This is a genomic window from Xanthomonas sp. fls2-241-TYG-148, from assembly GCF_030208815.1.
Lineage (GTDB): Bacteria > Pseudomonadota > Gammaproteobacteria > Xanthomonadales > Xanthomonadaceae > Xanthomonas > Xanthomonas campestris.
The window spans coordinates 1054552-1067522 of the sequence record NZ_JARVTE010000001.1 but is presented as its reverse complement, the minus strand read 5'-3'; the positions used below and the strand labels follow the sequence as shown (position 1 = coordinate 1067522).

General features: G+C 66.0%; 11 protein-coding genes. 6 read left to right on the top strand and 5 right to left on the bottom strand.

What is annotated here, in order from left to right; genetic code table 11:
- Positions 1-148: 148 nt before the first annotated feature.
- From QRM60_RS04795 to QRM60_RS04785, 3 genes are all read right to left on the bottom strand, one after another.
- Positions 149-1459 carry an MFS transporter gene (locus QRM60_RS04795; RefSeq protein WP_115555504.1) on the bottom strand — a complete coding sequence of 437 codons (1311 nt, stop codon included), beginning with the start codon at positions 1457-1459 and terminating at the stop codon, positions 149-151.
- A 143-nt stretch (positions 1460-1602) separates the two neighbouring features.
- Complete coding sequence (locus QRM60_RS04790; RefSeq protein WP_115572581.1) at positions 1603-3642, bottom strand: NADPH-dependent 2,4-dienoyl-CoA reductase; 2040 nt, start codon at positions 3640-3642, stop codon at positions 1603-1605.
- Between the two features lie 647 nt (positions 3643-4289).
- The gene (locus QRM60_RS04785; protein WP_012439101.1) at positions 4290-5312 is read right to left on the bottom strand and encodes a zinc-binding alcohol dehydrogenase family protein; all 1023 of its coding nucleotides are present in this window, start codon (positions 5310-5312) and stop codon (positions 4290-4292) included.
- A 414-nt stretch (positions 5313-5726) separates the two neighbouring features.
- Here QRM60_RS04785 and QRM60_RS04780 point away from each other — a divergent pair, with 414 nt between their 5' ends.
- The 3 genes from QRM60_RS04780 to QRM60_RS04770 all read left to right on the top strand — a co-directional run bounded on the left by QRM60_RS04780 (position 5727) and on the right by QRM60_RS04770 (position 8404).
- The gene (locus tag QRM60_RS04780; protein ID WP_103699515.1) at positions 5727-6824 is read left to right on the top strand and encodes an OmpA family protein; all 1098 of its coding nucleotides are present in this window, start codon (positions 5727-5729) and stop codon (positions 6822-6824) included.
- Between the two features lie 189 nt (positions 6825-7013).
- Positions 7014-7526, top strand: coding sequence for a hypothetical protein (locus QRM60_RS04775; protein ID WP_011036150.1), 513 nt, complete (start codon positions 7014-7016; stop codon positions 7524-7526).
- Positions 7527-7543: 17 nt separating this feature from the next.
- The gene (locus QRM60_RS04770) at positions 7544-8404 is read left to right on the top strand and encodes a pseudouridine synthase (RefSeq protein ID WP_274348386.1); all 861 of its coding nucleotides are present in this window, start codon (positions 7544-7546) and stop codon (positions 8402-8404) included.
- Here the strand turns inward: QRM60_RS04770 and QRM60_RS04765 are convergent.
- Both QRM60_RS04765 and kbl read right to left on the bottom strand, forming a co-directional pair.
- Entirely contained in the window at positions 8352-8747 is a 396-nt protein-coding gene (locus QRM60_RS04765) for an HNH endonuclease (RefSeq protein ID WP_285445704.1), read from the bottom strand. The two genes, QRM60_RS04770 and QRM60_RS04765, sit on opposite strands and share 53 nt — an antisense overlap.
- A 2-nt stretch (positions 8748-8749) precedes the next feature.
- A complete protein-coding gene (kbl, locus tag QRM60_RS04760; protein WP_285445703.1) occupies positions 8750-9958 on the bottom strand; it encodes a glycine C-acetyltransferase in 1209 nt (402 codons plus the stop codon).
- Positions 9959-10130: 172 nt separating this feature from the next.
- Between kbl and QRM60_RS04755 the strand changes: the two genes are divergently transcribed.
- Genes QRM60_RS04755 through cysW form a run of 3 tightly spaced genes read left to right on the top strand, consistent with a single transcriptional unit; the run spans position 10131 to position 12964 of the window.
- Positions 10131-11150 (top strand): sulfate ABC transporter substrate-binding protein, encoded by a 1020-nt coding sequence (locus QRM60_RS04755; RefSeq protein ID WP_103699604.1) that lies wholly within the window; start codon positions 10131-10133, stop codon positions 11148-11150.
- A gap of 3 nt (positions 11151-11153) precedes the next feature.
- Positions 11154-12014, top strand: coding sequence for a sulfate ABC transporter permease subunit CysT (gene cysT, locus QRM60_RS04750; protein ID WP_042596249.1), 861 nt, complete (start codon positions 11154-11156; stop codon positions 12012-12014).
- Positions 12011-12964: a sulfate ABC transporter permease subunit CysW gene (gene cysW, locus QRM60_RS04745; RefSeq protein ID WP_012439097.1), complete on the top strand. Its 954-nt coding sequence runs from the start codon at positions 12011-12013 to the stop codon at positions 12962-12964. Before cysT ends, cysW begins: the two co-directional genes overlap by 4 nt.
- The last annotated feature ends 7 nt before the right edge of the window (positions 12965-12971 follow it).

Here is a 12971-nt window from a genome sequence, read left to right as displayed (position 1 = left end):
TTGGCGCATCCGCATAGTCTGCACTGATCAGGAAAGATCGTGAACAGGTTCTAAGGCCAAGCCAGCTGTCTGAAAAATCAGGGGCGTGGCAGTAAACTGAGTAGCTAGCTACGAATTCGCATGCGGTGCATGCCACAGGTCAATGCGATCAACCACGTCGCGGCGCGAGCCCCGATTTTGCAAGCGGTCTTCGGTTGAGTCGATTGCGTAGCCCGTTGGCATACGCCAGCAGCAGGCAGCCAGTTCCGCACAGCATCGGGCCCGCTGCCATGGCCCAGGCCAGGTCGACGTGACCACGCCCGTGGCCGTCCCCGAGATTGAGCATCAGCCCGATCAAGATGCTGCCCAGTGCCAGGGCCACCTGCGCGCAGGCGGCGAGTCGCGCGACGCCGGCGGCATGCTGTGCCGGCTGCTGGCACGACAGTTCGGCATGGCGCGCCCAGACCCATTGCCCGGCGCTGCCGCCTGCCATCCCCATGCCGAAGGCCATGGCGGTGTCCAGCCACAGCGCATGACCTGCGGCGGCCGCAAAGCTCATCCCCAAAGCCGCCAGCACCGCGCCGCTGCCTGCAAGACGCGGCAGCGCGTTAGTGCGCCAGCGTGCGGCCAGCGGCTGCACAGCAACTGTTCCCAGTGCGTAGCCCATCAGGATGGCGCTGCACCAGCCTGGCGCACCGATGCGCGATTGCGCGAGATAGGGCGCCAACTTGGTGAAGGTGGGCAGGGCACAGCACAGCAGCGCCATCACTGCAAACGTCGACAGCTGATCGGCCTGCCGAGCTGTCACCGGCACTGTGCGTGGCGCTGGGGCAAGAGCCTGGGTGTAGGGGCGCAATGCCTGACGCAGCCATGCAGCTGACAACAGCGCAATGCTGCTGACCACTGCAACCACCATCAACGCGGTCCAGGGCGCTGACGGCTGGTGGCTCTGCAGCACCAACCCGATCGCCGCACTGATCGACACTGCCGCCAGGCCGCTGCCGATCAGCCGCAGCGCGCTGACGCCGCGCGCGCCGCGCCAGGGCCAACGCCCAAGCCCCAGCAAGGCATTCTGTGCGACGTCGCCCACCGCGTAGGCAGCACGGAAGGGCAGGCTGAGCAGCAGCACGCAGCCCAGGCGCATGCTGGCCGGCAGCAGCGGCACCAGGAACAGCAACAACAAGCTCAGTGCCGCCAGCGCGATGCCGCGCCATTGCGATCGCCCCGCCCACGCCAGGCTGGTGCCCGCGCCCCAACGTCGCGCGGCGAGCAGGCCCATTGCCGCGCTGAGGAGCAGGCCAGCTGCCACCGCGCAGCCGGCTGCGATTGCATCCAGGCCGGCATGCTCAGTGAGCGCGAAGATCAGCAGCAGCTCGCCGGTATACCAGAGCAGGCTTTTGCCGAAGTGCGCACCGGCATAGGCCCGCAGCGTTGCCGCCGGTAGAGCCGGCAACAAGGGCAGGGGACGGGGCGCGTGCATGCCGGCGTTATAGCGCAGCGACGCGTCAGGAAGAAGAACTGCGCGATTTGCCGCGCCAGTGTCCTGAACGCAGCGATGAATGCCTGCTCGCCCGCCCGCGTCGAGGCACGACGGAGCGGGGGCGAAGTATTGGGCGTGCAGCGCTACAGCTGCGCCGCGAGCCGGCTGGCCTGGTTGATTGCACGCTTGGCATCCAGTTCCGCCGCCACGTCGGCACCGCCGATCAGATGCGGTTGCTTGCCGAGCGCCTGCAGGGCTGCGAGCAGCTCGCGGCGTGGCTCCTGTCCGGCACACACCACCACCGTGCCTACGTCGAGCACTTGCTCGCTGCCATCCACGCGGATGCGCAAGCCGGTGTCGTCCACACCCAGATACTCGACCCCGCCGAGCATCTTGACGCCCTTGCCCTTGAGGGCGGCGCGGTGAATCCAGCCGGTGGTCTTGCCCAGGCGCGCGCCGGGGCGCCCCGGGCTGCGTTGCAACAGCCAGACCTGGCGTGCCGGCGGTTCCGGCTGCGGCTTGGCCAGTGCGCCACGCGTTTCGAAGCTGGGGTCCACACCCCATTCGGCCATCCAGCGCGCCACGTCCAGCGACGGCGACACACCGCTGTGCACCAGAAATTCGCACACATCGAAGCCAATGCCGCCCGCGCCGATGATGGCGACCTTGTCGGCCGCCTCATGCCGGCCCAGCACCACGTCCAGGTAGCTGACCACCATCGGATGATCCGCACCAGGAAAATCCACCCGGCGCGGCTCGATGCCAGTCGCCAGCACGATCTCGTCGAATGCCTGCAGGTCGCCTGCCTGTACGTGCGTGCGCAGCCGCAGCTGCACGCCGGTCGCCTGCAGGCGATGGTCGAAATAGCGCAGGGTTTCCTGGAACTCTTCCTTGCCCGGGATGCGCTTGGCCACATTGAACTGCCCGCCGATTTCATCAGCCGCATCGAACAGGGTCACCTGGTGGCCGCGCTCGGCCGCCACGGTTGCGCAGGCAAGGCCCGCAGGGCCCGCGCCGACCACGGCCACGCGCTTGGGTGCGGTGGTCGGTGTGTAGACCAGTTCGGTTTCGTGCACGGCACGCGGGTTGACCAGGCAGCTGGCCAATTTGTTTTCGAACACGTGATCCAGGCAGGCCTGGTTGCAGGCGATGCACGTATTGATGGTGTGCGGCTGCCCGGCGCGGGCCTTGTTGGCCCATTGCGGGTCGGCCAGCAGCGGGCGTGCCAGCGAGACCATATCGGCCGCGCCATCGGCCAGGATGCGCTCGGCCACTTCGGGCATGTTGATGCGGTTGGTCGCCACCACCGGGATGCCGACGTGCGGCTTGAGCTTGGCGGTGACGCCGGCAAAGGCCGCGCGCGGTACCGATGTGGCAATGGTGGGCACGCGTGCTTCGTGCCAGCCGATGCCCGAATTGATGATGGTTGCACCGGCGGCCTCGATCGCCTGCGCCTGCGCCACGATCTCCTGCCACTGGTTGCCGCCGTCCACCAGATCCACCAGCGACAATCGGTAGATGATGATGAAGTCCGGCCCGCAGGCCTCGCGGATACGGCGCACGATTTCCACCGCAAACCGCATGCGCTTGGCGGCATCGCCACCCCAGGCGTCGCTGCGCCGATTGGTGCGCGCGGCGGTGAATTCATTGATCAGATAGCCTTCTGATCCCATCACTTCCACGCCGTCGTAGCCGGCCTCGCGGGCCAGCCGTGCGGCGCGTGCATAGGCACCGATCTGCCGATCCACCGCACCAGCCGACAACGCCCGCGGGGTGAAGGGGTTGATCGGTGCCTTGAGCTTTGAAGGTGCCACCGACAACGGGTGGTATGCGTAGCGCCCGGCGTGCAGTAGCTGCAGGCAGATCTTGGCGCCGTGCGAATGCACCGCCGCGGTTACTTGCCGATGCGGGCGTACTTCCCACGGCCAGGACAGCTTGCCGCCGAACGGCTTGAGCCACCCGACAACATTTGGCGAGAACCCACCGGTGACGATCAGCCCGACGCCGCCAGCCGCACGTTCGCCGAAATACGCGGCCAGCTTCGGGAAGTCGCGCGCACGGTCTTCCAGACCGGTGTGCATCGAGCCCATCAGGACGCGGTTGCGCAGTTGCGTGAAGCCCAGATCGAGCGGGGCGAACAGGTGCGGGAACGGGGAGTCGGACAGGCCGGTGGCGGGCGACATAAATGGATACGCTGGCGTACGGAGTGCGCACGATGCAGGCAAACGGCCGCGTCGGCAAGCCCTGGGTGCGGGTGCTGGGCTGTCGGTCGTGCCGGAGGGGCGCGGGGCAGGGTCTAGGCGGGCTTGCCCCGATCTTCCGCGGCAGCGTGCGGCTGCATGCCTTGCGCGGTTGCCGGAAGTCGCATCTGAGCAGCACTGCTGGTGCCGCTAGTGAAGGTGTTGGGTGGCGGAAGGGTGCTGTGCATCCAGCCAAACCTGGCCGGCCATTCCTGCCGGTCGCGCCCGGGTGCGCTCCTACGACGTGGAGCGCGTCTGGTTGTTCCAGGCAGGCACGCAACACGTAGATCGCTACGGTGTCGATCATTCGCCGCGTCCTCCGTCGAGGCTTGGCCACCGCTCGCTGTCGTCAGGCTATCTGGAACACGTAGGAGCGCACCTGGGCGCGAACGCATGTACTCGGGCTTGCCACAGATCGAAACAAGCCAGCGCATGACCGTCAAAAATTGTGTCGCGATACCGGTCTTTTGGCGGGCGGGAGGGCACGCTCATGCCGCAACCCGCAACCCGCAACCCGCAACCCGCAACCATAAGCGCGTAGCTGAGGCCCACCTCGCCGCCGCAGCTCCACCCACTCGGTGCAACCGCCATCACCAACCAGCCACCACCAGCTTGCCAATGGTGCTGCCACTTTCCAGGCGGCGGTGCGCCTCGCGCAGGGTCTGCGCACAGATTGGCGAAAGTGTCTCGGTGTGGGTGGTGCGCAGCTCACCGGCATCGATCAGGCTGGCCGCGCGATTGAGAATACGGTGCTGCTCGACCATGTCGTCCGTGGCATAGCGCGCACGGGTGAACATCAGTTCCCAGTGGATGCCGATGCACTTGGACTTGTACGGGTCGCCGATCGGCAACGGGCCGCGTGGCTCCACGATCAGCCCCACATGCCCCTGCGGCGCCAGGATCTCGCCCAGCTGCGCCCAGTAGCGGTCCGTATCGGCCAGGTTGAGCGCCGCGTCCACCTGGTCCAGGCCGATGGCCTGTAATTGCGGGTGCAGTGGCTGGTGGTGATCGATCACATGCTGCGCGCCCATCTGGCGGACCCATTCAACGGTTTCCGGCCGCGACGCGGTGGCGATGACGGTGAAGCCCGCATGCCGCGCCAACTGGATGGCGATGGATCCCACGCCGCCGGCGCCACCGATGATCAACAAATGTTTGCCACGGTTGCGCGCGCCGTCGAACGCGAACGGCATGCGCTGGAACAGCAGTTCCCACGCAGTGAGCGTGGTCAGTGGCATCGCGGCGGCCTGCGCAAAGCTCAGCGACGTCGGCTTGCAGCCGGCAATGCGCGCATCCACCAAATGATATTCGGCGTTGCTGCCCTGGCGCCCGCTATCTCCTGCGTAATAGACCTCGTCGCCGACCGCAAACGCGGTGACGTCCGGGCCCACGGCTTCAACCACGCCAGCGGCGTCGAAGCCCAGTACCTTCGGGGCGGCAAGGGTTTGCGCCTTGGGCGCGCGCAGCTTGGTATCGACCGGATTCACCGACACCGCTTCAACACGTACCAATAAGTCATACCCGGCCGGCGCGGATGGCGCTGGCAGGTCCATGTCAAGCAGTGACGCGGGGTCGTCGATCGGGAGGTAATGGGTGAGGGCGACGGCTTTCATCGGAGCGCTCCTGGTGGGGAGTTCAGGGTGCGTTGTGTGGGAAGTTCACCGCAACCACCAACCCCACAATTCAGGTCGGGCGGGCCTTTCCGTTCACCAACGTGCACTTGGACACGGTCTTCACGCACCTGCCCCAGGCGTTCAAGCGACGTATTCAACTGGATAAATTGGGGTGGCGTTCATCTGCACTGCATGTCCGAACTGGGTGCCCGGTCGCACTCCTCATAAAGCTGTATACGTAGGATTAGCAGCGTTTGCGGCGGGCGGCATTTGCTTTCACATGTTATATGACCGTTAACGCGATCTTCACTAAGCCCGGCTTAATCTGCGCCCCGATGGCTCTGGATGTGACGAGCATCTTTTACCAAGAACAACGCCTCTATCGGTTTATCTCCCAAAGAAGGAGCTGTATACATGAACAAGAAAATTCTCACTGCCGCGTTGCTCGGCGGTCTGGCGGTTGCCCAGGCTGCTTCCGCGCAGGAGTTCGATGACCGTTGGTACCTGACCGGTAGCGCTGGCTTCAACTTCCAGGACAGCGATCGTCTGACCAATGATGCTCCGTTCGTCACCCTGGGTCTGGGCAAGTTCGTTAGCCCGAACTGGTCGATCGACGGCGAGCTGAACTATCAGAACCCGAACTTCGATGCCAACCAGGACCAGAACTGGAGCCAGTACGGCATCTCGTTCGACCTGCGTCGCCACTTCATCCAAGAAGGCCGCGGCTGGAACCCCTACCTGCTGTTCGGTCTGGGCTATCAGCGTTCGGAAGAAGAGTTCGACGCCACCCCGAACCCGGTTTCGCCGGGCCAGCAGAAGGACGGCAACTTTGCCGCCAAGGCTGGTGTGGGTCTGCAGACCACCTTCGACAAGCGCGTTGCCGTGCGTGCCGAACTGGCCTACCGCGCCGACTTCAATGACCAGAGCGTTGCTGCTCCGCAGGAAGACTGGTTCGGCGACGTGCTGGCTTCGGTCGGCGTCGTGATCCCGCTGGGACCTGCTCCGTCGACGGCTCCGCCGCCGGCTCCGGCTCCGGTTGCTCCGAGCTGCGCCGATCTGGATGACGACGGTGACGGCGTCAACAACTGCGACGACAAGTGCCCGACCTCCCAGCCTGGCCAGACCATCGGTCCGGACGGCTGCCCGGTGCCTGTGTCGATCGACCTGAAGGGCGTGAACTTCGACTTCAACAAGTCGACCCTGCGTCCGGACGCTGTGTCGATCCTGAGCGAAGCGACCGAGATCCTGAAGCGTTACCCCGACCTGAAGGTCGAGGTTGCCGGTCACACCGACTCGAAGGGCACCGACGAGTACAACCAGAAGCTGTCCGAGCGTCGTGCGACGACCGTGTATGACTACCTGACCAAGAACGGCGTTGATGCGTCGCGTCTGGTTGGTCCGATCGGCTACGGCGAGAGCCGTCCGATTGCTCCGAACGCCAACCCGGATGGTTCCGACAATCCGGAAGGCCGTGCGAAGAACCGTCGTACCGAGCTGAACGTCCAGAACTAATTGGACCGCTAGCTGCTTCATACAAAACCCGGCCTTGTGCCGGGTTTTGTCTTTGTGGGGCCGGCAATCGCGCCGTCCTGCGGCGCAAATCCTGTCTGTGTTGCGATCCAGGCACGGTTCCGGTTGAAACGGCGTTCATCGCTGCCTACACTCGCCGCGTCGACATACCACCCATTGGAAGAATTCACGATGCTGCGTACCGCTACGGCAGGACTGTTCTGTCTCGCTTTGATTCCCGCCGCCTACGCCGCTCCGAACTGCACTGGCAGCACGGTGTCCCAGCCACTGCCGCTGCCTGCCACCGTGATCGCTCCGGCGGCCGCCGAGTTCTACACCCGCAGCGTGCAGCTGGGCATGCCCACCGGCGTGCTGGCACAGCCCTACACCAGCGAGCAGTCGGTGGACCGCGTGTTGCTGCGTCTGCGCGTGGAAGGCTGCCAGGACCTAGCCAAGGCCATGCCGGCGGGCGGCACCGTCAATCCAAACGATCCGGCGGCCTACAAGGCCACCACCGCGTTCGATAACACCCCGTGGCGCTTTGACATGAGCCAGAACGGCAAGCGCATGACGGCCGAAGAGTTCGACGCCTGGATGAAGGCACGCGGCGTGCGCGTGGTCAAGGCGCGTCCGGTTGCCGGCGCAGCGCCTGCGGCAGCGACGCCGGCTCCGGCGGCCGACGCCAAGCCGGTCGAGAACAAGTAAGCCCCGGAGCGGACGCGATGCCCCGGCGACCTGCGCCGGCAGCATCCCGGCAACGCCGCCACGCTGGCAAGGCGCCAGCTGGCGCGCGCGCTGGTGCAGGCAGCGCTACACCCACGCCTCGGCATGGTCTGGCGCGGGTGCTGTCCAAGCTGGGCGTGTGTTCGCGGACCGAGGCTGCGCGCTGGGTCGCCGATGGGCGGGTCAGCGTGGCGGGCCGAGTGGTGCGCGATCCGGAGTTCCCGCTGCGCGCCGATCAACACGACGGCATTGCCATCGATGGCCAGCCCCTGGCCGGACGGGCACGGCTGTACCTGATGCTCAACAAGCCGCGCGGCGTGGTCACCACGGTGCGCGACGAGCAGGGCAGGGACACCGTCTACCGCTGCTTCGACGGCGCCGGCCTGCCATGGCTGGCACCGGTGGGGCGGCTGGACAAGGCCAGCGAGGGGTTGCTGCTTTTCAGCAACGACCCACAATGGGCCGCCGCCGTGACCGACCCGGCGACCGGCCCGGACAAGACCTATCACGTCCAGGTGGATTGCCGCCCGGATGCGCTGCAGCTGGCGCGCATGCACGACGGCGTGGCCGATACCGACCCCGGGGGCGATGGCAGCCTGCTGCGCGCCAAGCAGGTGCGTGTGCTGCGCGAAGGTGAGCGCAACGCCTGGCTGGAAATCGTGCTGGATGAAGGCCGCAACCGGCAGATCCGTCGTTTGCTCGCAGCACTGGATATCGGTGTCTTGCGCCTGGTGCGCGTGGCGATCGGCCCGCTGGCGATGGGCGAGCTGGGCAAGGGCAGCTGGCGTCTGCTCAGCGCCGCCGAAGTCAGGGCATTGGCACCGGCGGCACAGGCCGCCAGCGCGCCAGCCGCGCGTTGAGCAAGGCCGTCACCACCTCAACGGCCCGCGCGTCGCCTGCGCCGTTGGCATCGTGCCGGCGGCCCTTGGCGTGATTGCAGCTGGCGCAGGCCAGCGCCAGGTTGCGTGCGTCGTTGGGGTCGTCTCCCACCTGGGCGCACAGCGGCGCTGCCGCGCGGCGGCCAAACCAGGCCTGCGGCACCACGTGTTCCAGCGTGGTGTGCCCGAGCGCTTCGCCATCGGCGCGCACCGACAGGCGCCGCCGGCAGTGCAGGCAGCGGGTTTCCCAACTGCCTGCGTGCAACTGGGCCTGCGCATCGGTCTGCGCAGCCAGCAGCAGGCGCTGGCGCAGCACCGTGCGCATGCTCAGCCGCCGATGACCTTGAGCTCGTGACCGATTCGGGTAAAGGCGTCGATCGCCTGATCCAGTTGCGCGCGGGTGTGCGCGGCGCTGATCTGGGTGCGGATGCGCGCCTGCCCCTTGGGCACCACCGGGAAGAAGAAGCCGATCGCGTAGATGCCTTCTTCGAGCAGGCGTTCGGCAAAGCGCTGCGCCAGCGGTGCGTCGTACAGCATGACCGGGCTGATCGGATGCACGCCGGGCTTCACGTCGAAGCCGGCAGCGGTCATGCGCTCGCGGAAGTAGCGGGTGTTTTCCACCAGCTGCGTGCGCAGCTCGCCGGCCGCGTCCAGCATCTCGAAGGCCTTGATGCCGGCAGCCACCACGTGCGGCGGCAGCGAGTTGGAGAACAGGTACGGCCGCGAGCGCTGGCGCAGCAGTTCGATGACTTCGCGCTTGGCGGTGGTGAAGCCGCCCAACGCGCCGCCCATTGCCTTGCCCAGCGTGCCGGTGAAGATATCGATCTGGTCCATCACGCCCTTGACCTCGGCCGAGCCGCGCCCGGTCGCGCCCAAAAAGCCGGTGGCGTGGCATTCGTCGATGTGCACCAGCGCGTTGTACTTGCGTGCCAGCGCGGTGATTTCATCCAGCGGGGCGATGAAGCCGTCCATCGAAAACACGCCGTCGCTGGTGATCAGCTTGGTCTTGCAGCCGGCGGCATCGGCGGCCTGCAGCTGCGCTTCCAGATCGGCCATGTCGCAGTTGGCGTAGCGGAAGCGCTTGGCCTTGCACAGGCGCACGCCGTCGATGATGGAAGCGTGGTTGAGCGCATCGGAAATGATGGCGTCGTGCTCGCCGAGCAACGGCTCGAACAGGCCGCCGTTGGCATCGAAGCAGGCGGCGTAGAGGATGGTGTCTTCGGTGCCGAAGAAGTCGGCGATGGTGCGTTCGAGCTGCTTGTGCAGGTCCTGGGTGCCGCAGATGAAACGCACCGAGGCCATACCAAAGCCGTGCGTGTCCAGTGCATCCTTGGCGGCCTGGATGATGGCCGGGTGGTCGGCCAGGCCAAGATAATTGTTGGCGCACAAGTTCAGCACGCGGCGGCCGTCGGCCAGCGTGATCTGTGCCGACTGCGGGCCGGTGATGATGCGCTCGGACTTGAACAGCCCCTGGGACTGGATTGATTCCAGTTCGGCGGCGTAATGGGCGGTCAGCGCGGCGGGAGCGTTGGTCATGGCGATCGCAGTGGCAGGAAGAGGCGCAATTTTAACGATCACGGTGGCATACCACTACGTCATGCAAAATTGGCATAAGCGCCGGCGTGGATGTCATTTCACCGGCCGCGTGCCGCTGCGCAGCATGGCATGCTTGCTGTTCAGGCTGCGCCCCATCGGCCAGGAGATCGTTGTGACCCATTCCCGCTTCCGCCTTATTGCTGCGGTGTTCGGCACGCTGCTGGCCCTGGCCGGCCCGGCTGCCGCCCGTGAGATCAATCTGCTCAACGTCAGTTACGACCCCACCCGCGAGTTCTATCGCGAGTACAACACGGCCTTTGCTGCGCAATGGAAGCAGCAGCATCCGCAAGACACCGTCAGTGTGGAGACCTCGCACGGTGGCAGCGGCAAGCAGGCGCGCGCGGTGATCGACGGCATCGAGGCCGACGTGGTCACGCTGGCGCTGGCCTACGACGTTGATGCGATCGCGCAGAAGGCCAAGCTGATCGACACCGCGTGGGAAAAGCGCCTGCCCGACAACAGTGCGCCGTACACCTCGACCATCGTGTTTCTGGTACGCAAGGGCAACCCGAAGAACATCAAGGACTGGCCGGACCTGCTGCGCTCCGGCGTGTCGGTGGTGACGCCCAACCCCAAGACCTCCGGCGGTGCACGCTGGAACTATCTGGCGGCCTGGGCCTACGCGGACCACATCTTCAAGGGCGACCGCGAGCGCACCCTGCGCTATATGCGCGCGCTGTTCCGCAACGTGCCGGTATTGGATACAGGCGCACGCGGCGCCACCACCACCTTTGCCCAGCGCGGCATTGGCGATGTGCTGCTGGCCTGGGAGAACGAGGCCCTGCTGGCCAGCCAGGAACTGGGCAAGGACAAGTTCGAGATCGTGGTGCCGAAGCTGTCGATCCTGGCCGAGCCTTCGGTGGCGCTGGTGGACAAGAACGTCGACAAGCATGGCACCCGCGATGTGGCCGAAGCCTATCTGCGGTTTCTCTATGCACCGGAAGGCCAGAAGCTGGCCGCCAAGCACTTCTACCGCCCGCGCCATCCGGAGTTTGCCGACCGCAACGACCTGGCGCGGTTCCCGGACATCAAGCTGGTGACCATCCAGGAGGCATTCGGCTCCTGGGACAAGGCGCAGCAGGAACATTTCGCCGACGGTGGGTTGTTCGACCAGATCCAGGCCAGCAAGTAGGCGATGCAGATGTCGGTTGCACCCCCTCCGGCGCGGGCATCGCGCAGACGCGTGATGCCCGGTCTTGGACTGAGCCTGGGCATCACCCTGACCTGGCTGGGGCTGATCGTGTTGATTCCGTTGCTGGGTGTCTTCATCAAGACCAGCGGGCTGGGCTGGGATGGCCTGTGGCGGGTCTGGAGCGAGCCGCGCGTGCTGTCGGCGCTGCGGGTGAGCTTCGGCACGGCGTTCGCGGCCGGTGCGTTCAACGCGGTGATGGGCACCTGGGTGGCCTGGGTGTTCGTGCGCTACCGCTTTCCCGGCAAGCGCCTGTTCGATGCGGTGATCGACCTGCCGTTCGCCTTGCCGACGGCGGTGGCCGGTATCGCGCTGACGGCGCTGTATGGCGGTAATGGCTGGGTGGGCCGCTGGTTGGAGGCGATTGGCATCAAGGTGGCCTATACGCAGCTCGGCATCGTGATTGCGCTGGTGTTCGTGGGCCTGCCGTTCGTGGTGCGGGTAGTGCAGCCGGTGCTGGCCGAGAGCGAGCGCGAAATCGAGGAAGCCGCGGCCACGCTGGGCGCCTCGCGCTGGCAGTCGGTCTGGCGGGTGGTGTTGCCGGCACTGTGGCCGGCGGTGCTGACCGGCTTTGCGCTGGCGTTTGCGCGCGGTGTGGGCGAATACGGCTCGGTGATCTTCATCGCCGGCAACCTGCCCAACGCGACCGAGATCGCGCCGCTGCTGATCACCATTCGCCTGGAGGAGTTCGACTACGCCGGCGCCACTGCGATTGCCGCGGCGATGCTGCTGCTGTCGTTCGTGATCCTGCTGGTGGTCAATACACTGCAGGCACGCCTGCTGCGCTATCAACGGAGCAGCGCATGACCGACGCCGTTTCGCCGCTGCCCACCATGCTGCAGAGCACTGCCACCGCCCGACAGGCACGCCGCATCACCGAGTCGGCCACCAGCGAGCCGCGCTGGGTGCAGTGGCTGATGATTCTTGGCGCATTGGGATTCTTGCTGGCCTTTTTGTTGTTGCCGCTGGTGCTGGTGTTCGCCGAGGCGCTGCGTGGTGGCTGGGCGACATTTCTGCACGCGCTGGTCGACCCGGATGCGCTGTCGGCGATCAAGCTGACCTTGCTGGTCACCGCGGTGGTATTGCCGCTGAACCTGGTGTTCGGCGTGGCCGCCGCATGGGCGGTGAGCAAGCACCAGTTCCCGGGCAAACGCCTGCTGATCAGCCTGATCGACCTGCCGTTCTCGGTGTCGCCGGTGGTGGCGGGCCTGATCTTCGTGTTGATCTTCGGCCGCAACGGTTGGGCCTGGCCATTGATCGATGAAGGCTGGCGGGTGGAATTGCCGGCACTGGGCGTGGTGCTGATCCAGCTGCCGCGCATTGTGTTTGCGCTACCGGGCATCGTGCTGGCGACAACCTTCGTGACCTTTCCCTTCATCGCGCGCGAGCTGATGCCGCTGATGGAGCAGCAGGGCAGTGACGAGGAACTGGCGGCACTGAGCCTGGGCGCCAACGGCTGGCAGATGTTCTGGCGCGTAACCGTGCCCAATATCCGCTGGGGCCTGCTGTATGGCGTGCTGCTGTGTGCGGCGCGGGCGATGGGCGAATTCGGCGCGGTGTCGGTGGTGTCCGGGCATATCCGTGGGCGCACCAATACGCTGCCGCTGCACGTGGAAATTCTCTACAACGAATACGCCTACAGCGCCGCGTTTGCATGCGCCTCGCTGCTGGCATTGACCGCGCTGCTGACGCTGGCGGTGAAGACATATCTGGAATGGCGGCATGGCGATGCGCTCGCCGCCAACCACCGCCACTGAGGTGACC

Excerpts from the sequence above, each read along its gene's own strand:
- QRM60_RS04795 (WP_115555504.1), bottom strand. The coding sequence starts at position 1,459 with ATGCACGCGCCCCGTCCCCTGCCCTTGTTGCCGGCTCTACCGGCGGCA.
- QRM60_RS04790 (WP_115572581.1), bottom strand. The coding sequence starts at position 3,642 with ATGTCGCCCGCCACCGGCCTGTCCGACTCCCCGTTCCCGCACCTGTTC.
- QRM60_RS04785 (WP_012439101.1), bottom strand. The coding sequence starts at position 5,312 with ATGAAAGCCGTCGCCCTCACCCATTACCTCCCGATCGACGACCCCGCG.
- QRM60_RS04780 (WP_103699515.1), top strand. The coding sequence starts at position 5,727 with ATGAACAAGAAAATTCTCACTGCCGCGTTGCTCGGCGGTCTGGCGGTT.
- QRM60_RS04775 (WP_011036150.1), top strand. The coding sequence starts at position 7,014 with ATGCTGCGTACCGCTACGGCAGGACTGTTCTGTCTCGCTTTGATTCCC.
- QRM60_RS04770 (WP_274348386.1), top strand. The coding sequence starts at position 7,544 with ATGCCCCGGCGACCTGCGCCGGCAGCATCCCGGCAACGCCGCCACGCT.
- QRM60_RS04765 (WP_285445704.1), bottom strand. The coding sequence starts at position 8,747 with ATGCGCACGGTGCTGCGCCAGCGCCTGCTGCTGGCTGCGCAGACCGAT.
- kbl (WP_285445703.1), bottom strand. The coding sequence starts at position 9,958 with ATGACCAACGCTCCCGCCGCGCTGACCGCCCATTACGCCGCCGAACTG.
- cysT (WP_042596249.1), top strand. The coding sequence starts at position 11,154 with ATGCAGATGTCGGTTGCACCCCCTCCGGCGCGGGCATCGCGCAGACGC.
- cysW (WP_012439097.1), top strand. The coding sequence starts at position 12,011 with ATGACCGACGCCGTTTCGCCGCTGCCCACCATGCTGCAGAGCACTGCC.